We start from the raw sequence: 26,245 nt of genomic DNA on the forward strand, positions 1-26,245 counted from the left end.
ACATAGATGTATATCTTACCTTTTTGTCAGCGATCGCATTCGGGACTTGTGACATACCCACACTCACTCTTAGGAGTGTGGGCTTCTCAGTGACTCCTAATCACGACTTTAAGAAAAAAATCACGACTTTAACGAAAAAATCGTGATTTTAAGAGAAAAAATTCTGCATTTAGGGGAAAATCGCAAGTTTAGTAACGATAGCTTCTATATTTAGAGTGAAAACTGTTTCTGAGTGAGTCTTATATCTCTGGGACTAAGCATTTTCTAATCCAAAGATATAAAATCATAGAAACCTGGAGAAAACTATGTCATTAGAAACAAAGACACTACAGGCGACAACACCAACTTCTACCTTAGAGACACTTGAGGAGAAGCAAGAATTTAACTGGAGACAATGCTGGTATCCCGTCGCCTTCGTGAAAGACTTGCCAGCTAACCGCCCTTATAGCTTTTCCTTGTACGATGAACCCTTGGTTTTGTTCAAAGACCAAAATGGACAGTTTATCTGTTTAACAGATCGTTGTCCCCACCGTGCAGCTAGACTTTCTGATGGACAAATTATTGACGGTAAAATAGAGTGCTTATACCACGGTTGGCAGTTTGGCGATAATGGTCAATGTCTGCATATTCCTCAGTTACCAACCGATGCGAAAATTCCGGTAAATGCTTGCGTTTCATCCTTTAAAGTCTTGGAACTTCAAGGTATTATTTGGATGTGGGCAGGGGAAGCCGAAACAGCTATTGATGAGCTAATTCCATCTCTACCAAATTGGGAAAAGCCGGAATGCTTCAGCTTAGATTATGTACGTGACCTACCTTACGACCAAAGCTATTTTATTGAAAACGTTATTGACCCAGCTCACGTTCCAATCAGCCATGATGGCCTCTTGGGAAGTCGAAAAGATGCCCAAGCGCTGGAAATAGAAGTCATTGACAGCAACATTCAGGGAATTAAGGGAAGGTGGCGGTATACACGCACACCTAATCAACCTTGGATTTCATTAGATTTCATTGCTCCTAATTTGATTCTCTACAAAAGATTGGGTAATGAACAGCAAGGTAGGTTTGGAGGCACAGCCTTATATTCAATTCCACTAGGTAAGGATAGATGTCGGATTCTACTCAGAAATTATGGTAACTTTTTTCCCCCAAAAATAAAGCTGATGCCTCGCTGGTTAGATCACATCTTGATCCGAAACAAAATCTTGGAAGGTGATTTGCAATTAGTCGTTGAACAAAAGGCACAAATTGAACGTTTGGGACAAAATCTTAAAGAAGTGTATTTACCGCTCAAAACATCTGATACTTTGGTGGTTGAGTATCGCAAGTGGCTAGATAAATTTGGGTCATCTTTGCCGTTTTATCAAGGTTATTCTACCTGTAAAAATGTCGGTAGTAGCGAGTTTACTCAAAAGTTGATCACGTTAGACCGATTCTCGCAACATACACTTCTTTGTAGTTCTTGCAATCGAGCTTATCAAGTTACAAATACGGTCAAACAAAGTTGTATAGGGATAGCGATCGCTCTAGCTTTTGTAGCAATACTTGCAGATAATTCTAGAATCCGAATAGCAGCAATATCGGTTTCTATAGTAGCAGTTGTAATGTCCGCGATCGCTCAGACACTCAAAACTCACTTTGTGCGTTCCTACACTCGGCACTAAAATTTAGTCATGATCAAGTTAGCGGCTCTGCGCTAAAGTAAAAATATTGGGATAAAAATCTCTGGCAGTAAGTTCAATATACCCCTAATCCTTACCACTGCGGCGATCATGTCTCAAGAGCATAACGAATCACTCCAAATTCAGGAGATCACCAAACTCAAACCGAAACACTTTGCTGATTTAGTCAGATCAGCACAATTGGTTTTTGACCCCACAGCCGGAGTTTCGGGAAGAAGTATCACAGTTGACTGGGAACAATTTGGAATTCCCCATGATGTGGCGGATAATCTCAAATCACTTGGTCAGCAGTACCAATATGCATCTCCTCACATCCCTGTTGAAGACATTTGGAGTAAATTAACTCCAGAAACTCGTATTTGGTTTGTTGAAAATAAAGATCGGTTGTGGCAGATTGAGGAAGCTTTCCCAGCCCTTGACGAAGATTAAACGGCTGAATGATTGAAAGGAATACAAATTATTTGTCGGGGCGCAGTGATTATTGTGCCCCTATCCTCTCTCTATAGGCATTTTTGTTGGAATACAACACGCGGTAAATTTAGACTTAGTTATCTTGGGCGATCGCATTAGTTTGAGTACATAAGTTAAATTAATAAAAAAGCTTGTATCGATGAATCAAAGTGTAAGTGTTGCTCCCAACTTGGAAGAACACACTCATGAAAATCCTGTTGTTACCAAACAACAGCTATTTGTAAAACAACTAATTGTCCTTGTCTTGGAAATGCTTCTGGCATTACCTCTGGGTTTAGTCCTGGCAAAATTCCAAATTGGCAGGATTGCCTGGATATTTGGCGGGATTGCAGCTGGTACACTGGTTCTTCAAGGGTGTGGAATTTTTTATAAATATTTCCCGCAACCTAACCGCACTGCTAGAAAAGTGGGAATGGCACTTGTAGGCTTAACTGTCGGCGCTTCCAATGCCCACGCTAATCTAGCTAGTGTTGCTTCTGGTATTCCTATTTTTATTTTTCTGACTTTGTTTATGCTGCTGAGTGGAAGCTGTATTGGTTACATTTACTCCCGCGTCAGCAAAACTAACCTAATGACAGCAATGCTGGCTACAGTTCCCGGCGGTGTAGGAATTATGGCAGCGATCGCCGCCGATTACAATAAAAATGTTAGCTTGGTTGCTCTAGTTCAGGCGATTCGCGTCACCTCAGTAGTTTTTCTAATTCCCCTCATCGCTAGGACATCAGCTGGTAATTACTATCCCCAAACCCTGCCAATCAACGGTGCTTGGCTCAATTTGGATCCATCTCAACTAGGATTACTCTTGTTAGTACTGCTAATCACTGGATTAGTAGTTTATCCAGCGATATTATTTAAAATTCCTGCTGGCGATTTCTTTGGTGCATTGTTGATTGGTATCGGGTTTAATCCTTTGCTACATTTGCTGCCTTTTATGGGTGATATTAGTTTTAGTCCGCCGCCTTTAATTAACTTATTGGGTCAAATGCTCCTGGGAATTACTATTGGTGAATATTGGGGAGACAAACCCAACTTTAGGAAGCGGACTATCGGCTATGCCTTGATGTCTGTGGCGATGACTCTCATAGCCGGAGCGATCGCTGCTATACTTGCGATGCAATTAACCTCTTGGGACTGGTTAACTTGCCTGCTAGTCACAGCACCAGGAGGATCAGCAGAAATGATCCTGGTTTCTCTGGCATTGAATCATAATGTTGAAATTGTCACAACTGGTCATTTAGTGCGACTAATTGCGATTAATAGTTCCCTACCGTTTTGGGTGTTTTTGTTTCGGCGTCTGGATGAGAAATTTTCTGAACCAGTTTAATTATGGTTGATCGAATAGCCCAAGAAAACCTCACCCTGGTTATGCTACGCAAAACCTGTCCCTCTCCTTAGTAAGGAGAGGGATGTCCGTTAGGAGAGGGTGAGGTTTTAAGGACTTTTAGATAACCGGAGATAAAACTCCTAACTCCCAACTCCCCACTCCTAACTCCTAACTCCTAACTCCTAACTCCCAATTCCCAATTCCCCACTCCCAACAGACGCGATTAATCGCGTCTCTACTCCCAACTCCTAACTCCCAACTCCCTTTCAAATACAAAGGATACTTTAGATGGTTGCCCAAATTCAAGAACTTGAAGCCCAGCACTGGGTTAAAACTCGTTCTTCCCTCGACCCTAGCGAATCCACTTTCCTAATTTGGAAAGGTAAAATTTACGCTTTTATCCCCGGTGAAAAAAGACAACTCCTGTTTAAGATCCTGGGATTGAGCCTTAGCCGATGTATTCCCACAGCAGAAGGTAGCTGGGATTTTACTTCTAGGGAACTGACTTACTATCTCAACCCAAAAACAGATGAAGTCTTACCCAAATGGGAGAATCCTTGGACAGGCGAGACAGTTCCAGTAATTCACGTTGCTAATAATCCTGTGCAGGGTAAGTTTGAGGGAAATTTCCCCGCCCAAGTAGATGGTGACAGCACAACTTTCGTTTTTGATATATTTCCCTATTACCCCAATCCGTTAGCAGACGATCGCAAATTTGCCGAATACAGCCCAAATCCAATTTATCAGGCAGCCGAATTGTTTAAATTAACAGTGCCAACCGCAGATTTATTCAACCCAGCACTTAAATCAGTTTCTGAACTCAAACTGAGTTGGGATAGAATTGGTCAATGGCTTCCCTGGATGAAAATGAGCGATCGCCCCGGTCAACTGATCTACAGTGCTGTTGGTAGCAAAGTCAATGGTTTAACAGAACTGCCCCCACTGCTGCAAGACGAAATTAATAACCGTATTCCTTTATATAAACAAGCCCCAAAAGCATTGACAGATGGGGAAGATATGACTTCCTGGTTATACTTCCAAAAACACTTTGAGGCTTACTTGGCTGGTGAAATCTTCCCGCTTCCCCAAGCAGAAGAGTTGTAAACTAGCTGAAAAGAAATATCGAACTCTTGCCAGGAGATCGCTGATGGTGATCCGAGAAGCAAACTTAACCGATGCATGGGCGATCGCCAAAGTGCATGTAGACGCTTGGCGGACAACCTACAGCAACTTAATGCCAGCAAAGTTTCTGGCAGATTTATCCTATAAAGAACGAGAGACAAAATGGGTAAAAATTTTGAGCAATATAGCTCAGGATAATTTCACCTATGTTGCTGAGGATGAAATTGGGCAAATAGTTGGTTTTGCCAATGGAGGTCAAGAACGGACAAGCGATCGCCTTTATCAAGGTGAGTTGTATGCTATCTATATTCTGGAGAAGTACCAGCGCCAAGGTTTAGGGCATCGCCTAGTTTCCAGCGTAGCAACAAGGCTGCTTCAATCAGATATTAGTTCAATGTTAGTGTGGGTTTTGGCTGATAACCCCGCAGTCGATTTCTATCAAAGCCTTGGTGGTCAGCAGGTGAACGAAAAGCAAATAGAAATTGGCACAGTGCAGCTGGTTGAGGTTGCATACGGTTGGACGGACACGCGAAAAGGGATAATTTAAAATTTGGCGATCGCTAAATTGGAGATTGCGGACTGGGGACTGGGGAAGAGTTTTCCAATGCCCAATGCCCAATGCCCAATGCCCTCTTAACCTGAACAATCAAATAGATGTAAACCTAACCGTTGGGAAAGTTCTTCACACACCTTGACCCCCCGCACACTGTTACCACGCACATCCAGCAGGGGCGAAAAAACTCCAATGCCCATCTTATTGGGTACAACGGCGATAATCCCGCCACAAATACCGCTTTTCGCCGGAATCCCAATTTTATAAGCCCATTCACCTGCAAAGTTGTACATCCCACAGGTATACATCACACTCAGAATATCTTTGATGTAACGCTTATCCACCGCCTGTTCTTTTGTAATCGGGTTAATACCTCTGTTAGCAAGGGTAGCCGCCATCACCGCTAAGTCTTGGCAATTCACCATCACAGCACACTGCTGGAAATAAAGATCCAGCGACTCTTCAATGTTGCGGTCAATCATGCCAAAGTTGAGCATCAGATGCGCCATTGCGCGGTTGCGATGCCCTGTACTCCGTTCTGAGGTAAAAACGGAAATGTCAACGAACACGTCGCGGCCAATATATCGCTGGAACATATCCAGCATTCGGTTGAGGCGTTCCGTTGGCCCGGAACCTTTAATTAAGCTGGTGGTTGCGATCGCACCTGCATTTACCATCGGATTATAAGGTCGCTTCGATTGCTCATCCAAAATAATCGCGTTGAATGCATCCCCTGTCGGTTCCACGCCAACTCTAGTCAAAACGTAATCCAGCCCATGATCTTCTAAGGCAAGTCCATAAGCAAACACCTTGGAAATTGACTGAATCGTAAAGAGTTGTTCCCAGTCCCCAACTTTGTAAACCTGACCATCTACTGTCACAATACAAATGCTGAACAAGTCCGGGTTTACCTTTGCCAGTTCGGGAATGTATTTCGCTACTGCACCCTGCTGCACTGATTTGTACTGCGAATGCAATTCGTTGAGAACAGCCAATAATGGCGATGGATTTATTTCTAAATCTCCTTGATTTGCTTGGTTTGTCATTAGGCTGATCGCATTTCCCAAAATTCCTACTATATATAGTAGGAATCTACATCTTTACATCCCTACAGTTGCAAATATTTTTGAAAAGATAGCTTGCTTTCAAAAATCATCCTTGAGCAATTACTTAGAATGAAAAAAATATACCGTATTTTTTGATACGTCTAAATTGTTATCTCCAAGCGATCGCGAAGATTTCCTAATTTTTTCATTATTAATCACAAAAAATATGAAGTTGAGTATTGTTCTTTTTTTATACTCAGCACTACTGTCATGCCAAGTTACATTCATCACTAGTTTCAGTCTAGTTATGGAGAATAAAAGTCATGATTAATCTAAGTAGAAAAAACTTGGAAAAAAAATATTACGCTGAAACTAATTTGGATAATTATCTCAGATGTAACTCCGATGACGACTTATTCATAGTCAAATCAAAATATTTCATTAAATAAGGGATTTTAAGTATTTATGCCGATGATATTTAATTAAAGTTATATTATGTCTTTAGAGGAAATACCAAAATAGATGTTATCTAGAATACACGGGTAGGTGCGAGCCTTTATAACTGACGTCAATAGGGTATGTCACTTTGGTGTGCAATCAGCGTAAACTTTTTTTAAGAAATTTTTGACTTGCCGAAAAAAGCGTTACATAGCCAAAGTCCCCATTTGAAAAAGGTTTCGCCCTTAAAATTGGAATTATAATTTCAGGAGGTGGCCTAAAATTACGCTAAAACCCTGATCCCCAAGCCAAAAGGTTCATGTTAGTCTGTTGCAGTTATAAATAACAAAAGTGAAAGCGGAACGAGTTCGAGTTTTTCAGAAGGGAAATCACTTTTACAAAGTGAGAAATCCCACGAATCATAAAACTAAAGTTCTACAGTCGCTTTAAAAACGAACGCATGAATCAAAGACATTTGTGGACTATTGTTGCCCTGTTTATGACTGTTTTGGGAATACCCACAGTCGGTTGCACTCAAACGACCAAGGGAAATCCGCTAGCTTCCCAAAAATCACCTGCCCCTGATGTAGTGAAGGTGGGAGAGTATCAATCAACAGCAGGGAAACAAATCTTGGATGCTGTGATTACAGAAATTCATTCTCACAACATCGGAGGACGTAAGGCAGCAACCCTTTTTATCAAAAATATTCCTGTTCTCACCTTTTTGAGTTCCGTATCAAATGCGAGTCCTGAAACTAAAAAAGTTGGTACAATTGGAAATTCTGAGGGCATACAATCGTATGCCCTTATTGCTAGCAATTCACTAAAGGCAGTGAATACTGGGAACGTAACAGATGTGAGTAACCAGATTAGCTCTGTTGACAATGACCCAGTTCAGATAGCTGGTGTTATAGCAGCTAAGATCAACCAGTTGAATCGGGAAAATGTCGATGCAACTAAGATTACCGTAAGTTGGAAAGCAGGGGAAAAATCTACTGCCAATCAAGCGCAAAACAAAAGCGCCCCCCTCCAGCAAAATGGCGATCGCTATATAATCAAAATTAATGGCGAAGAATTGGTCGAAATCAACGAAGGTACGCGATTAGCAGGTACCACTAACAATCTGGCGCAAGATGCATTGCAAGCAACCAATCGTCTGCGAAGACTACTAGGCAATGCATCTCCCTTAAAAGAAATTGCGAATTTACCAGTATCAATACCCAAATTGCCACAACAGATTTCCATCGGCGGAGTGCGAATCTCTTTTGGAGGCATAGCTTCCTATTACGGGTATGATGGTTCTGGTAATAGTACTGCTAGCGGTCAGAGGTTCAATCCAGAAGGCATGACTGCCGCCCATCGTAGCTTACCCTTTGGTACAAAAGTTCGTGTAACCAACACCCGCAATGGTCGTTCTGTAGTGGTGCGGATTAATGACCGGGGTCCATATGTTCGGGGTCGAATCCTTGATCTGTCTGCTGGCGCGGCTCGGATTTTGGGAATGATGGGTAGTGGCGTAGCACCAGTACATATTGAGGTCTTAAAGTAGTTATTAGGGAGTAGTTATTAGGGAGTAGGGAGTAGGGAGTAGGAAGTAGGGAGTAGGAAGTAGGGAGTAGGGAGTAGGGAGTGGAAAGTTAGGAGTTAGGAGTTAGGAGTTAGGAGTTAAGAGTTATCTATCTCCCTCATCCCCCTCATCCCCCTCATCCCCCTCATCCCTCTCATCTCCCTCATCCCCCTCATCCCCACTCCCCACTCCCCACTCCCCACTCCCCATAACAATTCCCCTAGCTCAATCATCTCTTCCTTGTATTTCAGATATACACTAACGGGGGAGGGATCGATAAGAACTAGGGGTATTTTTGTGCGCCTGCTGACAACAGTCGCAGCTTTACGCTGCTATTTAACTAAACGCTGCTCAGAAAACAAGCTGATTGCAGTTACTGAGGATCTGAGACTAGATGAGATGACTGGATGGTATCAGACGGCAGTCGGTCTGGTGCCAACGATGGGAAATTTGCATCAAGGTCATTTAAGCTTAATTCAACGGGCGCGGCAAGAAAATTCTACGGTGATTGTGAGTATTTTCGTCAATCCCCTGCAATTTGCTCCCAATGAAGATTATCAACGCTACCCCCGCACTTTCGAGCAAGACCAACAATTTTGCGAACAAGCTGGGGTAGATGCCATTTTTGCACCGACTCCTGAAGAAATGGCAGTTCCCCAGAAAAGTATAGAAGAATCAAGGGTTACACAAGTTATCCCACCATCTGCTATGATAACAGGCTTGTGTGGTCGTTCTCGGCTAGGTCACTTTCAGGGTGTCGCTACGATTGTGACCAAACTTTTCAACTTGGTACAGCCTGACCGTGCCTACTTTGGTCAAAAGGATGGTCAGCAACTGGCAATTATTAAACGCTTAGTAGCTGACTTAAATTTGCCAGTAGAAATTGTTGCCTGTCCAACAGTGCGGGAAGCTTCGGGTCTTGCCTTCAGTTCTCGTAATCAATATTTGACTGCAACGGCAAAAGAGCAAGCAGTGGTATTATATCGCGGCTTGCGACGGGCTGAAGCTGCGTTTAAAGCAGGCGATCGCAATAGCAGCAAGTTGATAGCAGTGGTACAGCAAGAAGTGGCAATGGTCAGCACGGTTTTAGTGGAATATATTGAATTGGTTGAACCGACTACGTTGATGTCTTTAGAAAAAGTTGAGGAGGAAGGAATGTTGGCGATCGCAGCTCGTGTTGGTGCTACACGCTTGATTGACAATACCATATTGCGCGATCGCCAACCCATTATCGCCATTGATGGCCCAGCCGGTGCTGGTAAATCTACAGTGGCGCGTCAAGTGGCAGCAAGCCTGGGTTTAGTGTATTTAGATACAGGAGCGATGTACCGTGCTGTTACTTGGCTAGTACTGCAAAAGGAGATTGCTATTGATGATGAGTGTGCGATCGCCGAATTAACTAACCAGTGTAAAATTGAACTTACTCCTAACCCCGATTTACAATCGAGCGTGCGGGTTTGGATTAACGGTACTGATATTACCCAGGTAATTCGCACCATTGAGGTAACATCTCAAGTATCGGCGATCGCGGCACAAAGCGCTGTACGTCAAGCACTGGTTAAACAACAGCAAAACTGGGGTAAAAGAGGTGGTTTAGTAGCTGAAGGCCGGGATATCGGTACTCATGTATTCCCCGATGCCGAAGTGAAAATCTTCTTAACCGCTTCTGTAAGTGAACGCGCCCGTCGTCGCCAGCAAGACTTTAACAAACAAGGTCAACCCGAAGTGAGTTTAGAGCAGCTAGAACGGGACATTGCCGAACGTGACTGGAAAGATAGTACACGCAAAGTTTCGCCTTTACAAAAAGCAGCAGATGCGATCGAAGTTCAAACCGATGGTTTAGACGTGTCTGAAGTCACGGCACAAATCGTTAACTATTACCAGCAGCGTTTATCTCAGTGGTAATCACCACTATTTGCTGTTAGTTTTTTAGTTTCAAAGGGTGGTCAAAGGGTGGTGGGTGAGTGATTATTCACTTACCATCCTCAAAACTGCATTTGAAGAAGAATTCAGAAGTCAGAATTCAGGAGCCAGAATCAAGACCTCTAAATCTCCGATTTAGTGGGGGTATTAAACCCGTTTATTCATCTGCCAGCCACACAGAATTCAATTCTGAATTCTGACTCCTAACTCCTGAATTCTGTCTGATAATTTTACTATTGGCTATCTTTATTTAAAATCAAGCCTTGTACTAAAAATATTAGATTATTTAAGTATTAAATCATCTTGCTTTCGAGTGATTTTTCATATCGCAATTAATCCTACTAAAGGTAGAAGTATGAAAGCTTTAATTCCTTAATGCTAATTAATTATCCGTCTCTGGCGGTGAAATATTAGCCATTTTTATTCCTATTCATGAATTCATAGCTATTTGACTTATCATTTAAGTACTTTATTTCCCTCTTCACTTGATCTTCACTTTAGTAGTAGAATGACGATGTTAAGTTTCATGTTTCATCATTAAAGGCATAAAACTGCCAGAAACAAAAGCTGTTAATTTCCTAAGCTTCTGCAATAGTTTAAGACTGAAAACCCATAAAGAGAGGATTACACACAATGGCATTTGTACAAGAACCACTACCCTTTGAGAAGGATGCTTTAGAGCAATATGGCATGAAAGCTGAAACTTTCGAGTATCACTATGGCAAGCATCACAAAGCTTATGTAGATAACCTGAACAAGCTCACTGAAGGTACTGAACTTGCCGATAAGTCTCTGGAAGAGGTGATCAAAATTTCCTTCAAAGACTCCTCTAAAGTGGGAATCTTTAACAACGCTGCTCAAGTTTGGAACCACACCTTCTTTTGGAATTCCTTGAAACCCGCAGGTGGCGGCGCACCTACAGGTGAAGTCGCAGCCAAGATTGATAAAGATTTTGGTAGCTTCGATAAATTCAAGGAAGAGTTCTCTAACGCCGCCGCAACTCAATTCGGGAGCGGATGGTCTTGGTTGATTGATGATGGTGGTACGCTGAAGGTGATTAAGACACCAAATGCAGAGAACCCTCTAGCTCATGGGCAGAAGGCACTCTTAACTTTGGATGTTTGGGAACACGCCTACTACATTGACTACAAAAATGCCCGTCCAGCGTTCATCAAGAATTTCCTAGAAAATTTGGTGAACTGGGACTTTGTTGCTGAAAATTTGGCGAAAGCTTAATCAATTGCCAATTTTGAACTGGTTGCAATGCTTTTTGGCAACCTGCTTTGCGTTTACGTGGCTTGTGCCAGATATGTAAAGTAAAAACAATCAGTTAATTGACCAATCTTGTTAGCAGTCACGAACTAGTATCGTGGCTGTTTTTGGTTGGTTTTGTGTCACGAATTGTAAAAGAGCATTTGGATCGCAACTTGGACACACTCTATTTACCCCAGGTTATTAGGACTTACGCAAAACTACACGCGCTCAGGGGCAATTCATGAATTGCCCCTACCTAAAAATCATTCTTTTCAGCTATTGTTTGCGTAAGTCCTGGTTATATCTGAAAATTTTGAAAACTGGACTTAGGAGTAAAAACAATGGTGCAAGCTGTACAACAAGAACTGACACTAGAACAGGTAAATAAAGCTATTGAGGCAATCCTGAATGTTTTGGATGTTCCCGAACCCGGAAATGATTTACACGCCAAGGCTTTATCTGCCTTTGCAAATGGCGATTACCAAACTGTAAAGCGGTTAGCCTCGACCAATTTATCTGATAATTATGTTAAGGCACTGGGTTATTTAGGTGGGGCTTTGAAGCTAACGCCAAACACTGACATAATTCTGGCAGAGTCGGCACGGTCTGCGGCTGATTTTGCACGAGAGAGAACATTACGTAAACTTGGGGATGCGTTGGCGAAAGCCTTGTCGTAGACATCGCAGCTGCACTCAACTAATAATTTTTTTAGAGGTTTCTTTCTTACTGACGATAGAATTGGAGTTTCAGGCTTTCCTAGAATAGCGTCGGCGTAGCCCATCGTAGACATCGCCACTTAATAGTTCATCTGAACTATAAATTCCAAATAAAAAAGGAGATGAAAAATTATCTAGGAAAGTTGAAACCCTTATCAAATATAGATTTTATTAAATTCGAGCAAATGTCAAAAAATGATCGATCGCACAGTAGTAAAGAACTAGCGCAATACATCGAAGCAACGAATAGCATCACTAAACCTTGGCTATTGGTACAACTGCGCCTCAAAAAATTGCAAGAGCGTCGAGCCACCCTTACAAACGATGTCTATACCAAAGAATTAGAAGATATTTACCAAGACTTGATGAATTTGGGAGAATGGTGGCGTGGTATTGAAGATGAGGTATTTTAAACTCAGGAGTTATGAGTTTTCCTAACTCCTAACTCCTAACTTTTAACTTAAAACGCAACCTGATGGCTCAAGCTCTCGATCAAGTCGATTACGATACTCTCGATGCCGCAAAACGACGCTTCATCGATGCCGCAAAACGCACACTTGGCTTTGCAAGCGCTTATGGCATCGTGCCTGCGTCGGGTCTGGGAGCAAGCGCTAACGCTTTCAGCTTTAACCTCGCTCCGTTTCTAGAGGCGGGGGCTAGAGAACTTTCTATGACACTTGTCCCCGAAGGACTGGGCACCGCAGACGATACCCGGCCTGACGACCTTTCTGAAGAGGAGCTTCGACGATTCTGGTGGAACATCGGTATCAAGATTATCTCGTGTCTTACGAACGACGCGGCAACTTCTGGGATGCAGACTATACTTCTGGGTCTTTATCTGCCGTCGAGTACTCCTGAAACGATCTTTACCCCCGCTTTCCTTGATGGGTTTCTGGATGGAGTAGTTGAAGGGTGCAAACGAGTCGGGTGTGTCTATCTCTCAGGGGAAACTCCTCAATTAAAAACTAAGATGATTCCAGGCCGGCTCGACATTGCCGGCTCGGTTTTTGGGGTTATGCCGGTTGGTGTCGCTCCTATTGATAGCTCGCGTCTGGATGTCGGAAATACCATTGTTCTTGTCGAGAGTTCGGGACCCCACGAAAACGGCTTTACCCCACTGCGAAAACTTGCCCAGTCGCTCCCTGAAGGCTACAGAACAAAACTTCCGAGTGGGCAGGAGTTCTGGGAAGCAATGAATGCCGCATCATATCTCTACACGCCGCTTGTACAGGCGGTACTTGGTGAGGGAATTCGTCCCACAGCGATGGAGAATATCACTGGTCATGGATGGCAAAAGCTGATGCGCTCGGTGAAGCCGCTCCGGTATGTCATCGAAACGATGCTGCCAGTGCCGGAGATATTTACGTTTGTTGAGGGTCATCTTGAGGGCGGGGCAACGACGATGCTTTCTGTGTTCAATTACGGTGCAGGATTTGCATTTTATACAGAGTCGGAGCAGGATGCAGAGAGGATTGTTCTATTGGCAAGAGAACATCAGCTCTCGGCCGTGATTGCCGGAAGGGTTGAAGCATCCCTTAGCCGAGAGGTGGTGGTAAAACCGCTTGGAGTCACCTTGAAGGGAGATTCTTTTGGGATTACACGAGGGGTATAATCAGCCGCAAGCGTAGGCATAGCCCGTCGTAGACATCGCCAGTTTTCTGGGAGCTATTGTAGACTCACAGGATTTTCTGACTTTTGCGATGCCTGCGGCGGGCGTAGATGCAGCACAAGTTATTACTGGTTAGATAAAACTAGTGAAATTATTGAGATAAATAATATTTTTTACACAAAACATAGAGTTGCATTTCCGACTTATTAAAGATAATTACTCTACTAAGCCTTTAGTATTTAAGTAATTTAACACAGATCCTACAAGTGGATTTATGAAATTTTAGATGCAATATTTATTACTACTTAAAAACAAAGTAGTCGAAAATACTCATGTCCACTTAGATTAAGATTTGCTAACGTAGTCTTAACATATTGAAAAATTTGCTGACAAAGCTGAGAAAGTAGCAGCCAACACTAATTTTTATTGTTGGGTGTTTCTTATCTGTAGATGTAGCGTTTTAGTGTGTTAAAATATACATTTTTGTTCCGAGGGGGTTATGGTTGTAAATTTTGCCCAGACTACTGCTTCAGCAGAACTTTTGAAGCAAGTATTTCATAACATTGATGCACATAGTTGTCCAAGGTTATTCAACTTTCATATGCACACTGTTTACTCGGATGGGAGATTGCAGCCGAGTGGATTGATGGAGCAGGCGATCGCGATTGGACTAAAAGGGTTAGCGATCACCGATCATCATGGTATTATCGGCTATCAAGCTGCACTTGCTTGGTTAGAAGATTGGAAGTGGAGTAATCCTGGTGCAAGCACTCCTCACCTGTGGAGTGGCGTGGAAATCAATGCCAACCTTTTGGATATAGAAGTTCACATTTTGGCTTACGCTTTTGAAACAGAACACCCTAGTATAAAACCCTATCTGCAAAGAAGGGCGACTACAGGGCAAGAATATCAGGCAAGTAACGTGATTGCCGCCATTCATGAAGCTGGGGGATTGGCGATTTTGGCTCATCCCGCTCGTTACAAGCGATCGCATTTCGACTTAATTCCAGCTGCGTCCCAAAAGGGTATCGATGGCGTGGAAACTTTCTACGCCTACAATAACCCTAACCCTTGGAAACCCAGCATAGTGGAATCAGAACAAGTGCAAAAGTTGGCTAATGAATACTTTCTTTTCAATACTTGTGGTACTGATACCCACGGTTTGAGCCTGCTACAACGCTTGTAAAGCAATACCTTGTCCTAAAAGGACACGCTACGCGAATGCCAATTTACGAGGCTTGGGAATCGGGTTTAAGCCCGTCTTAAAGGTCAAACAAGAAAAATCGCTTGGTCAAATTAATTGACCACAGGTGGAGCGTCTCCGGCTCCGCAAAATTCTTCTGCGCTGATTGTCTCTTTGGCAGCTTTTTCCTTACGTTCACTGTAGCGGTCTGTGAGCAAGAAATTAGTCTGTCTGAGCGGATTTATGTGTGTCAAAAATGTCAGCACATTGCCGACCGAGATTTAAATGCATCTCAAAATTTAGAAAAATATGCACGGAAGGCTTTACCGTGTCTGGACGTTGAGGGATAACCGCTCTCATGCTCCCGTTGAAACGTCAAGTAATGTCTAGCTTTTATGTAGCAGATAGTCCGCTTTATCACGCAATAGCAAAATAAACTTCTAAAATATCCAATCAATCTGGTTTTTCATAATGCCAGAAATCTGACCGTACAGCTCTGGGCTAGATCAAACTTGCCCATTTCTTTGATGGTGGCGATCGCACACTTTTCCAGCAGCATCTAGTTTGCCCATCGCGTTGTGCCATTACTAAACGTAAAATCAAAGTTACATAATTGACGTTTCTCAGTAGGTAGTAATCACCTGTCTGTAATTTATTAGTTACGTTTATTACATTTTGGATAATTATGTTTCTCAGTATAAAGACAGATGAAATGCTTGTATATATGAGTAAATAACAAAAAACCTAAGTTTCCTCTGCAAAAATTACATAGAAATGTCATAGTTGCAGTCAAAAAATAACAGTATATTAGCTGGTTACAATCTAGCATTAGCTTCAATAGAATGTAATAAATTAGACATTATTTACTACTCAGGTAGTGGGTTTTGAGCTAATGACTATCAATACAATTACCCTCGCCCCTCTTATCTTCCCTGATCCGAATTAGTTGGTTGCTAGTTGGCAATTGAATTTGTGCTTTCAATACTTTGATATCCCTGCAACAAAGTGGGAAAGTTCCTTTCGCTCTAATATTAAACATTGAAATTGAGTGCAATAAACATGCAAAAAGTACTAGCGTTGATTCAACAAAAAAAACAAGAATATGCTCAACTGCCCTTGTTTAATTTTATGCAAAACAAAACTATAAATCCCAGACAAAGGTTAGCTTGGGCACCATGTGCTGCTCATTTTATTATGAATTTCGGAGAACTGAATAAGTATTTTTTGCGAGTAGAACCAACTAGTGACCCAATTCAGACACTAATTAACAAGCATACTTATGAAGATGACCATCATTGGCTGTGGTTTTTGGAAGATTTGAAGAACCTAGAACTTGATAAATCATTAAAATTTAGTGAGGCATTAAAATTTCTTTGGAGTGAAGAAACTAAGAATGCTCGCTGGTTAAATTATCAACTCTATCGATATAGTTCACAAGCTACTCCCATTCAGAAAATCATAGTTATTGAAGTTACCGAAGCGACGGGTAACATAATGTTTTCAATGGCAGCAGAGATTGGCAAAGAAATTAAAGCAATTACCCAAAAACCATGCCGATATTTTGCCGATTTTCATCTGGATGTTGAAACTGGTCATATGACAGGTGGATCTGGAATAGAAGAAATTGTCCAACATATTCAACTATCAGAAGTAACTCGACAAGAAGCTTTTGAATTGGTTGAGAACTTATTTACAGCTTTCACGCAATTTACAAATGACCTTTTGGTATATGCTGAAACCGATAAAATCGAGCAAGAATTGAAAGCTGCATAAATTCTTGAACAAGCTTTTTGAAATTGACTTCCATACTTAATTTGAGACTTAAAAGGGAACTTTAGATATGTCAAAGCATGTACAAAATGTTGTAATTGTTGGTGGTGGATCAGCAGGTTGGATGACAGCAGCTTATTTGAGTAAAGCACTAGATAGAAATATTCATATTACTCTGGTGGAATCATCTAACATCACAAAAGTTGGAGTTGGAGAAGCAACTTTTAGTACCATCAAAGTATTCTTTGATTTTCTTGGACTACAAGAATATGAATGGATGCCAAAGTGTAATGCCACATATAAGATGGCAATTAAGTTTGTCAACTGGAATGCGAAAGGGCAAGACTTCTACCATCCTTTCCAGAGATATGAGGTGATTGACGGCTTTGATCTCTCTGAATGGTGGCTGAAAATGAAGAAAGATCAAGAAGCATTTGATTATGCCTGCTTTCTAATTCCCTGGCTGTGTGACCATCAAAGTTCTCCTAAATATCTTGATGGTAAAGTCTTTGATAACAAAGTTCAAAATGAATTTTCTCAGGAGCATCTTGTCAAGAAAAACATCCTGGATAATTTAAAGATTCAGTACCCCTATGCCTATCATTTTGACGCGAATCTACTCGCAAAATTCATGAAAGATTATGCAATGGAAAGGGGAGTGAAGCAAATTGTTGATGATGTGGTGGATATCAATTTAACTGAAGATGGGAGTATAGATAGCCTCACAACCAAAGAGCATGGCATTCTCAGTGGCGACCTTTTCATTGATTGTACTGGTTTCAGTGGTCTTTTAATCAACAAAGCGCTTGGTGAGCCATTCATTTCTTATTCAGAGTCGCTGTTGTGCGATCGCGCGATCGCAATGCAGATACCAACTGATCTCAAAAAAGATGGCATCAACCCTTACACCACAGCAACTGCACTTTCGTCTGGTTGGGTCTGGAATATACCTTTGTATGGCAGAAATGGTACAGGGTATGTTTATTCGAGCGCATTCATTTCTCCAGAGGAAGCAGAACAGGAATTTCGCCAGCATTTAGGAGCCGTTGCTGATAATCGTAAGGCATCTCATATCAAGATGCGGATTGGACGTAACAGAAACTCATGGGTGAAAAACTGTGTAGCAATTGGTCTTTCTAGTGGATTTGTGGAACCACTAGAATCTACTGGCATCTTCTTTATTCAACATGGAATTGAAGAGTTAGTTAACCACTTTCCCAGCAAATCTTTCAATGAAGAGCTAATTCACAGCTATAACAAAGTTATCGCTAACTGCATAGATGGTGTGCGAGAATTTTTGACACTTCATTACTATGCTAGCGATCGCACCGACACAGAGTTTTGGAGAGCAACTAAGAACAATATCAAAGTCTCAGAAGAACTACAGGAAAAATTAAGATTATGGAAAAATAGACTGCCAAGCAATAAGAGTATCAACCCGAAATACCACGGCTTCGAGTCTTACTCTTATTCGGTAATGTTGATGGGGCTAAACTATATGCCTGAAAGCAGTCTTCCCATTTTAGAGCATATCGGAAATCACAATGCCCAGGCTGCATTTAGGGAAATTAAGGAAAGAGCCAATTACCTAACTTCAACCTTGCCGTCTCAGTATGAATACTTAACTCATATAATTAAGTCACAAGAACAGTCGGAGTATCTAAGCGTGGTTAGCGATCAGCCACAGCAGATTCCTGTACCAATTTCATAATTTAGGACAACCCAAGATGACAGTCAAACAAGTATGCGTGATTGGATCTGGAGTTAGCGGATTAGTCTCAGCAAAGACATTTCTTGAGGAAGGTTACGAAGTTACATTGTTCGAGAAACGGCAGGGACTTGGTGGTGTGTGGGAAAAGTCGAGGATTTACCCAGGACTGTTGATCCAAAATCCCAGAGACACATATGCTTTCTCAGATTATCCGATGCCAGCCTCTTATCCAGAATGGCCTTCAGGAGAGCAAATATGCGCTTACCTTGAATCCTATGCCCAATACTTTGGCGTAGCAGAAAAAATTCACTTCGGTGCGAAAGTAACTAAAGTAGAGCGTAAATCAGGAAAAACTCCTGGATGGATCGTTAGTGTTAGCTTTCAAGAAGATGGTAAGGAGATCAGAAAACAAAATTACGAGTTCGACTTTGTGATTGTGTGCAATGGCATTTGTGATATTCCCTACATTCCGAACTTGCCGGGAATGGAAGAGTTCATTGCCGCCGGAGGTCAGATAATACATACTAACGACTTTAATGACAGCTCTGTAATTGAGGGCAAGCGAGTGGTTGTTGTCGGTTTTGGCAAGTCAGCCACCGATCTTGCAAATCTCGCAGCTAGCAAGGCCAAAGAATGTACCCTTGTGTTCCGTCAAGCGCTGTGGAAAGTTCCCAACTTCTTTCTCGGTCTGTTAAACATCAAGTATGTTTTCCTGACTCGGTTTGGAGAAACTTGGATGCCCTATCATAAACTTCGAGGATGGGAAAAGTGGCTGCATAGTTTTGGGAAGCCACTTGTGTGGGTATTCTGGCGACTAAATGAGATTATCCTGCGCTTACAATTTCCGCTTGATGCTTGTGGGATGGTACCCAAACAACCGATGAACAAATTGATCGGCTGTAGTATCGGCTTGGTTCATAAAGGCTTTTTTGAGTATGTACGCTCAGGTAAAATTCGTGCTGTTAAGACAAAGATCAACAAGTTTTTTGCTAGTGGCGTAGAATTGGATAACGGTGAGCAAGTACAGGCAGATATTGTGATCTTTGGCACAGGATTTCTTCAGGATATCCCCTTTTTAGAAGAGAAGTACCACAAGCACGTATTTGATCAGCAAGGCACTATCCATCTTTACCGCCATCTGATTCACCCTCATGTTCCACAGATGGGTTTTGTTGGTTATAACTATACTTTCTGTGCCCAGTTATCAGCAGAAATTGGTGCTAGGTGGTTATCAGAGTATGTCAAAGGAAGTATACCTTTACCATCCCCGCAACAGATGCTAGAGGATGTAACAGCAGAGTTGGAATGGAGGAAGAAAGATAGGCCGTATGCTTTCGTTAGTGGAGCATGTATAATTCCTTTTACATTCCATTACATTGATGAGTTGCTTCGGGATATGGGTCTGAGAACCCGGCGTCAATCAGGGAACTTGCTTGAGGAGTTTCTAATGCCAATAGATCCATCTGCCTACAAGCATCTGGGCCAAGAATTACAGGTAAAACAACATCCATCTCTCAATGATTCGGCGATCGCGGCAAGTGCAGAGGTGAGAAGCGATCGTTGATATCTTTTTAATACCAATTTGAACAATGATTGCGACGATTGCGACAAATGGAGCGTCAAAAAGCGATTACCAGCGACTCTTCCACAATCCAAAATCTAAAATCTAAAATCTAAAATCTAAAATAGTATAATCCGGTTCGGTGAAGTTCTCAACCAAACCGGATTGTAAATTTTCCAGTATAGGCAGCTTGTCTCACTGTTGCATTGGAATCTCAATCACAAACTCAGTCCCCTTTCCAGGAGTGGAATAACAACTTAACTGACCCTTGTGTTTCTCCACTACTTGATAGCTAATTGACAACCCCAAACCCGTACCACTTCCTATTGGTTTAGTGGTAAAAAAAGGATTAAATATTTTCTCCTGCACCTGTGCAGTCATGCCGTGACCGTTATCAGCAATCCGAATCTTCAGCGTGTTTAATTCTCCTAGTTCAGTACGAATATGAATCTGAGGATTTTTGCTTGGAGAATCTCCTTCATTATCGTACTCATCTAAAGCATCGATCGCATTAGTTAAAATATTCATAAATACTTGGTTGAGTTGACCAGCATAGCAAATAACATCCGGCAGTTGTGCGTATTCTTTAAAGACCTCAATTTCCGGGCGATGTCTATCGACAAGCCGCTTTGCCTCTACGCTCTTTTCCTTGAGTCGGTGCTGCAAAATCATTAGGGTACTATCGATGCCTTCATGAATATTTACAGGCTTCATTTCCGATTCATCTAGACGAGAAAAGTTACGTAAGCTCAGAATAATATTTCGGATACGGGAACTTCCCACCTTCATAGAATCGATAACCCTTGGTAGGTCTTCTGTCATGAATTCTACATCCATTTCCTGGATTTTTTGCTCCATTATTGCTGAGGGATGGGGATATTCTTGCTGATAAATATTAATCAAATCTAGCAATTCTTGAACATAGTCACTTGCGTGAGTAATATTACCATGAATAAAATTGATGGGGTTATTAATTTCATGGGCAATTCCTGCTATCATTTGCCCTAACGAAGACATTTTTTCACTTTGAATTAATTGACTTTGAGTACTTTGTAATTCTTCTAATGCTTCTTGCAGATGTAGATTTTTTTCGTTAATTTCTGCTGTTCTTACTACCACCTTTTCCTCTAGTATATGACTGTATTCCTCTAAGTGCTCATTAGCTTCAGCCAAATTTTTGTAGAGAATGGCATTTTCTAAAGAGATTGCGGCTTGGGTAGTTAAGAGTTTTATAACTTCTAGACGATCGCGTGTAAATGCTCCTGTAGTTAAATTATTTTCTAGATAGATAAGCCCCAGGAATTTGCCTTGATTAAGCATCGGAATACATAATATGCTCTTGGGTTCCTCACGGTTAATATAGTTATCTACCGCAAAATTAGCTTGAGTTTTGATGTCATCAATTACTAATATTTCTTGGGTTCGTTTGACATAATTAATCAAAGAAATCGGAACAAGATCGCTGAACTCTAAAGGAATAGATAAAAACTCAGTGTGAGTAGCTCCAAAACTGGAACCAGAACTAATTGCGGTAACAGTTAAGTCTAAGTTATTAGCTTCACTCAATATCAGCACACATTTAGAAGCTCCTGCATTCTCCATTACAACTTCCATTAAAGTAGAAAGTAGTGCCTCCAGTTCAATCTCTCCAGACACTGCTTGAGAAGCTTTAATGAAAGTTGCCAAATCTAACATATCTGAAATACTAGTGTTGGAACCAATGAAACTTTCATTCGGAACCAGAGTAGATTTAGTGCTAAGTGTAGATAGGTGTATGCTCAGTTCAGGTAGGTTTTTTTCATTGTAAGAATGGCTAAGTTTTTCTTGCTGAATCATGGGGATAAGTAATTGAGGATAGCGTTTTTGCAAGTCATCAACTTTGGCTAATGCTCCCCAGCGAACATAGCAATTGTAGGCATCAGTGAGGTAGAGTTGGGCGATTCTTTGTTTACCCCATTTGAGATAAAATTTAGCCGCTAATTCGTAAGCAAGAGCTTCTTCGTTAATGTACTCATTTTCTTTGGTCAGGGAAATAGCGTACTCGTAATTATCTATCGCTTCAAGATATTGACCAAGAACTTGATGCCGTTCCGCCTCTACTAAATGAAATTTATGCAAGTGATTCATCGGAGCGTAAACTGCCCAATTTTGCATTTTTTTCTGATTTGCTGTCACTCTATCGAGGATTTGTTTTTGTTCAAATTCCTCGAAATCAGAATATACTGCTAGATGCGTCAATGAATCGTAGAAATAGAATTGAGTAGTAATGAACATACCTATAACAGAATATAAGTACTTTTCTGCCATTACTGTGTTTTTAAGAGCTTGAGAGTAATCACCCAGGAGATAACATAGGTGAAGTTTGCAGAAATATAGGAAAAAAAGCGCTCCTCCATCTTTAGCTTTAAGATGAAGTGGTAGCATTTTATCCTCATCATACACTTCACCAATTAAACTCTGCGGATTTTTAACATTTCCTAGAAGATTCAAGATTGTCTGCCGAAATATTTCATTCCAATAAAATACTCTTTCTTGCTTTATTTGCCTAATAGTATGGCTATATGTTTCTATCTCTTGTTCAAGTTTTACTAGTTCTTGTCCTATAAAATATGCGTGTTGGCAGTAACCATAAAGAGCATAAGCTGCAAATTCCATATCTCCTACTTCGAGATTAGTAGTATAAGCCTCAAGGAAAGGTTTCAATGTTTCCTTTAGATGCTCTTTCCAATGTCTAATAAGATGATTAAATGTTTCCATAACCTTGCCAGTTACTTCTCTTGTTTGGAAATTAACCAACAAACTCTCAGCCAGTTTCCCAAATTTATATCCAGAATCAATGTCTCCTATTACTGCACACAACATTACTCCATACATCACATATGCAAAAGCAGACAGAGGAGAATTACCAAATTTGATAGATAAATTGATCTGTTTCAGAATAATCAACACTAATAATTCCGGCGCAACTGTATAAGCAAGAGCAATTCCACTAGATAGAATACGCATGATTATCAGTGGCTGGGCTTCTGTAGTTTGCGGCAGTTCAATTAAGTTTTGAATAGGTCTATTAGCCAATTTTGCAGATGTTGTCTCTATTTCTAACTGAATATCTAATTGGCTGGGATTTTTCGGAAACTCTACTCCCAAAGTTTTCAAAAAGCTTTTTGCAATATTGACAGCTTCCAGTTCTTTTCCTTGTGCACCATAAGACTGTATTTTGACTTCATAAGCTTTAACTTTATCCAGTGGAGTTTTCGCTTTTAGCAACACAACCTGGACAAATTTTTCTGTATATTCAAAGTCACCACTGAGATATGCCGCTTCTGCTGCCGTATTATATAAAGCTAAGGTGATATCGTATTTACTATCCCAACTATCATCTGCTAGTAGCTCAATTCCAGTAATTAAATACTTAAGTGCCGATGAATAAGCTGTTGATACTAAAGCTTTACGTCCAGCAATCAGACTCATTTCAGCTAGTTCATTACGTTTAGCTTGATCGGTGATGAATTCAACTGCAACATTGAAATGATTGACAAGCTCAAAAATATTTTCTTCCCGTTCAGCGACTGGGGTATTTTTCAAGAGAAGCAGCCCAATTTTTAAGTGTATTTGCTTGATTTGGTCTTGAGGGATTAGAGAATAAGCTGCTTGCTGAACTCTGTCATGTACGAATTTATATTTGGGTAATTGGGAATTAGTAATTGATAAATTTTCCGATTCTCTAGTTGAAAAGCTTAATAGTTGTCTATCATTTTCTGCTGCAAAGTTATAACCATCTTTTTGAGGTACAATCAGCCCTTCAAGTAATGCTTGCCATAAATCTGATGCAGTATCTCTTACAGACTTTTCATTAACAATTGACAATGTTTTTAAGTCAAACTCATTACCAATACAAGCAGAAATTTTTAATACATTTTGTACATTTTTGGGCAGTTTTTCTATTTGAATGCCCATAAATTCTACTACATCATCTGTAAGAGATAAGGTTTTTATTTTGGTAATATCGTACTGCCAATGACCAGCATAAAAATTTAATTCAATTAGTCCATCATCATACAATAACTTGAGAAATTGAGATACAAAGAATGGATTACCTTTAGTTTTGATAAATACCATTTGAGTCAGAGGCACAGCAATGGCCTCTACACAACGCAGCGTATCAGCAATCATCTGGTTTAAGTCAATCTGACTTAAAGGTGAGAGTTTAATTGTCTTAATTACTGCTCCGGTTTCGGCCATTTCTTGTAGTGTCAAATATAGCGGATGTAGATTTGACACTTCATTATCCCTATACGCGCTAATTAGTAGCAAACTACCTTTACTCTCAGATATATTCTCTTTAGCCTTAGTCAGGCGAGAAGAAGTTCCATCCATTAATAATTGAATAAACTTCAAGGAAGCCGTATCTGCCCATTGCAAATCATCCAGAAAGATTACCAGAGGATGCTCTTTAGTAGTGAAAACCTGGATAAATCTCTGGAACAATAAATTAAAGCGATTTTGAGCAGCACTACCAGCAAGTTCAGCAGATGGAGGTTGTTTGCCAATAATTATTTCAAGTTCAGGAATTACATTAATGATTACCTGAGATTGCGTACTCAATGCCGATAAAATTTTGGTTTTCCACTGTTGAATTTGGGTATCTGTTTCGGAGAGTATTTGCCCAATTAAATCCCGCAAAGCTTGCACCAATCCTGACAACGGGATGTCACGTTGGAATTGGTCAAATTTCCCTTTGATGAAGTAACTACGCTGTCTTGCAATGGGTTTGTGGACTTCGTTGACTACAGCAGTTTTACCAACCCCTGAGTAACCAGAGACTAAGATCATTTCCGTGCTTCCGCTTGTCACCCGGTCAAAAGTAGTGAGTAGAATTTCAATCTCTTTTTGACGACCATAAAGTTTTTCAGGAATGGCAAAATGGTTTGAGATATCCCGAATGCCTAATTCAAAGACTGTAATATTTCCTTTCTCTTGCCATTGGTTTTGACATCTCTCCAAGTCATACTTGAGTCCATGAGCGCTCTGATATCGGTCTTCGGCATTTTTCGCCATCAGCTTGCTGATAATATCAGATAAGATTGTGGGAATATTGGAGTTAATCTGGCTGACTTTTGGCGGTTCTTTGGCAATGTGAGAATAGATTAATTCCATCGGTTCAGTGGTACTAAAGGGTAACTGCCCAGTCAGAAGTTCAAAGAAGGTGATACCCAAGGAATAAAAGTCGGTACGGTAGTCTATACCCCGATTCATGCGTCCTGTTTGTTCAGGGGAAATATAAGCTAGAGTACCTTCTAGGACGTTAGGATTTATGAGAGATTGAATTTCTTTTGGTAATAAAGTAGCAAGACTAAAATCGATGATTCTGGTCTTACCTGTTATCGGATGAATCAGAATGTTGGCAGGTTTGATATCTTTGTGAATGATGCGATAGCGATGTAGCCCTTCCAAAGTTGCACTAATTTCAATGGCAATATCGAAAAATTCACTCAATGAAACAGAATTTTTTCCTTTTTTCTGCTCTTCTTGCTGCCAAAGATTAAGGGCAATACCACCAAAGTCTTCCATTACTAGAATATATCTATTGTGGTGTTTTTCTAGGCTTATTGGTTTGACTATGCCCGGAATTTCAAGATTTTGGGTAATGGTGTATTGATTGCAAAACTGATTAATTTCAGCGAAGTTAGGATCTTCATTACGCATCAATTTTAAAATAAATAATTGCTGATCTTTTTCTCTGATAGCTCGATAAACTAACGTTTTCTTACCTACGTATAATTGCTTAGTAATACTATAGCCAAGTATAGGAAATACTGTATCTGATACTACTAACATTGCATCTGGTTCTCATAATTTTCTTTCTATGATTTAGTGTACCCAGGACATAGTTACTACTATCATCAGATAGTAACTTTTCCCGTTAATTGTGAAAAAGCTTTACGATACTCAGTGCTGAGTGCTGAGTGCTGAGTAAATTAACAAGTACGGCTGACTTATGTACTTATGTACTTGGGTTTTAGTACACCCTACGAACTAATGGGACAATAGATATGTGGAAAGATGAAATTCTTGAAGAGATTTATAGAATTCGAGAAGAGCATGCAAAGTCTTTCAACTACGACTTACAAGCAATTTGTGATGATTTGCGACAAAAGCAAGCTGTAAGTAATCGGCAGATAATTTCACAGCCACTCAAACAACCCAGTCGGCAGCATAGCAAGTCGCTCCACCCAACTAGCTAAAAGTTATCTGTTGGGCGTTGCGGTCTATCTGGGGTGATTGGGAAGGTTATACAGCTTCAATTTGTTTGTG

At 40.8% G+C, this 26,245-nt stretch carries 19 protein-coding genes; 17 read left to right on the forward strand and 2 right to left on the reverse strand.

Annotated features, from left to right (window positions below):
- Positions 1-305: 305 nt before the first annotated feature.
- The 5 genes from V7L05_RS10005 to V7L05_RS10025 all read left to right on the forward strand — a co-directional run bounded on the left by V7L05_RS10005 (position 306) and on the right by V7L05_RS10025 (position 5,146).
- Positions 306-1,664, forward strand: coding sequence for an aromatic ring-hydroxylating dioxygenase subunit alpha (locus V7L05_RS10005; protein WP_335164008.1), 1,359 nt, complete (start codon positions 306-308; stop codon positions 1,662-1,664).
- A gap of 108 nt (positions 1,665-1,772) precedes the next feature.
- Positions 1,773-2,111, forward strand: a complete 339-nt coding sequence (locus tag V7L05_RS10010) for a hypothetical protein (protein WP_335164009.1) — start codon at positions 1,773-1,775, stop codon at positions 2,109-2,111.
- Positions 2,112-2,292: 181 nt separating this feature from the next.
- Positions 2,293-3,477 carry an AbrB family transcriptional regulator gene (locus tag V7L05_RS10015; RefSeq protein WP_335164010.1) on the forward strand — a complete coding sequence of 395 codons (1,185 nt, stop codon included), beginning with the start codon at positions 2,293-2,295 and terminating at the stop codon, positions 3,475-3,477.
- Between the two features lie 288 nt (positions 3,478-3,765).
- On the forward strand, positions 3,766-4,581 hold the full coding sequence (locus V7L05_RS10020; RefSeq protein WP_335164011.1) for a DUF1838 domain-containing protein: 816 nt from the start codon (positions 3,766-3,768) through the stop codon (positions 4,579-4,581).
- Between the two features lie 43 nt (positions 4,582-4,624).
- Positions 4,625-5,146: a GNAT family N-acetyltransferase gene (locus V7L05_RS10025; protein WP_335164012.1), complete on the forward strand. Its 522-nt coding sequence runs from the start codon at positions 4,625-4,627 to the stop codon at positions 5,144-5,146.
- Between the two features lie 86 nt (positions 5,147-5,232).
- Here the strand turns inward: V7L05_RS10025 and glsA are convergent, their stop codons facing one another.
- A complete protein-coding gene (glsA, locus tag V7L05_RS10030; protein ID WP_335164013.1) occupies positions 5,233-6,198 on the reverse strand; it encodes a glutaminase A in 966 nt (321 codons plus the stop codon).
- 898 nt (positions 6,199-7,096) lie between these two features.
- Between glsA and V7L05_RS10035 the strand changes: the two genes are divergently transcribed.
- From V7L05_RS10035 to V7L05_RS10080, 11 genes are all read left to right on the forward strand, one after another.
- The gene (locus V7L05_RS10035) at positions 7,097-8,185 is read left to right on the forward strand and encodes a septal ring lytic transglycosylase RlpA family protein (RefSeq protein WP_335164014.1); all 1,089 of its coding nucleotides are present in this window, start codon (positions 7,097-7,099) and stop codon (positions 8,183-8,185) included.
- 315 nt (positions 8,186-8,500) lie between these two features.
- Positions 8,501-10,108, forward strand: coding sequence for a bifunctional pantoate--beta-alanine ligase/(d)CMP kinase (locus V7L05_RS10040; protein WP_335164015.1), 1,608 nt, complete (start codon positions 8,501-8,503; stop codon positions 10,106-10,108).
- A gap of 651 nt (positions 10,109-10,759) precedes the next feature.
- A complete protein-coding gene (locus V7L05_RS10045) occupies positions 10,760-11,362 on the forward strand; it encodes a superoxide dismutase (RefSeq protein WP_335164016.1) in 603 nt (200 codons plus the stop codon).
- A 359-nt stretch (positions 11,363-11,721) separates the two neighbouring features.
- Positions 11,722-12,057, forward strand: coding sequence for a hypothetical protein (locus tag V7L05_RS10050; RefSeq protein ID WP_335164017.1), 336 nt, complete (start codon positions 11,722-11,724; stop codon positions 12,055-12,057).
- A gap of 224 nt (positions 12,058-12,281) precedes the next feature.
- A complete protein-coding gene (locus V7L05_RS10055; RefSeq protein ID WP_335164018.1) occupies positions 12,282-12,509 on the forward strand; it encodes a hypothetical protein in 228 nt (75 codons plus the stop codon).
- 62 nt (positions 12,510-12,571) lie between these two features.
- On the forward strand, positions 12,572-13,708 hold the full coding sequence (locus tag V7L05_RS10060; RefSeq protein WP_335164019.1) for an AIR synthase related protein: 1,137 nt from the start codon (positions 12,572-12,574) through the stop codon (positions 13,706-13,708).
- A gap of 496 nt (positions 13,709-14,204) precedes the next feature.
- Positions 14,205-14,891 (forward strand): PHP domain-containing protein, encoded by a 687-nt coding sequence (locus tag V7L05_RS10065; RefSeq protein WP_335164020.1) that lies wholly within the window; start codon positions 14,205-14,207, stop codon positions 14,889-14,891.
- Positions 14,892-14,992: 101 nt separating this feature from the next.
- Positions 14,993-15,238 carry a zinc ribbon domain-containing protein gene (locus tag V7L05_RS34660; RefSeq protein ID WP_442937848.1) on the forward strand — a complete coding sequence of 82 codons (246 nt, stop codon included), beginning with the start codon at positions 14,993-14,995 and terminating at the stop codon, positions 15,236-15,238.
- Between the two features lie 727 nt (positions 15,239-15,965).
- Entirely contained in the window at positions 15,966-16,661 is a 696-nt protein-coding gene (locus V7L05_RS10070) for a hypothetical protein (RefSeq protein ID WP_335164021.1), read from the forward strand.
- A 67-nt stretch (positions 16,662-16,728) separates the two neighbouring features.
- Positions 16,729-18,369: a tryptophan halogenase family protein gene (locus V7L05_RS10075; RefSeq protein WP_335164022.1), complete on the forward strand. Its 1,641-nt coding sequence runs from the start codon at positions 16,729-16,731 to the stop codon at positions 18,367-18,369.
- A 16-nt stretch (positions 18,370-18,385) separates the two neighbouring features.
- On the forward strand, positions 18,386-19,933 hold the full coding sequence (locus V7L05_RS10080; RefSeq protein WP_335164023.1) for a flavin-containing monooxygenase: 1,548 nt from the start codon (positions 18,386-18,388) through the stop codon (positions 19,931-19,933).
- A gap of 192 nt (positions 19,934-20,125) precedes the next feature.
- Here the strand turns inward: V7L05_RS10080 and V7L05_RS10085 are convergent, their stop codons facing one another.
- Positions 20,126-25,768, reverse strand: coding sequence for an ATP-binding sensor histidine kinase (locus V7L05_RS10085; RefSeq protein WP_335164024.1), 5,643 nt, complete (start codon positions 25,766-25,768; stop codon positions 20,126-20,128).
- 215 nt (positions 25,769-25,983) lie between these two features.
- Between V7L05_RS10085 and V7L05_RS10090 the strand changes: the two genes are divergently transcribed.
- Positions 25,984-26,175 carry a hypothetical protein gene (locus tag V7L05_RS10090; RefSeq protein ID WP_335164025.1) on the forward strand — a complete coding sequence of 64 codons (192 nt, stop codon included), beginning with the start codon at positions 25,984-25,986 and terminating at the stop codon, positions 26,173-26,175.
- Positions 26,176-26,245: the final 70 nt, after the last annotated feature.

It is taken from the genome of Nostoc sp. (assembly GCF_036917755.1).
GTDB lineage: Bacteria > Cyanobacteriota > Cyanobacteriia > Cyanobacteriales > Nostocaceae > Nostoc.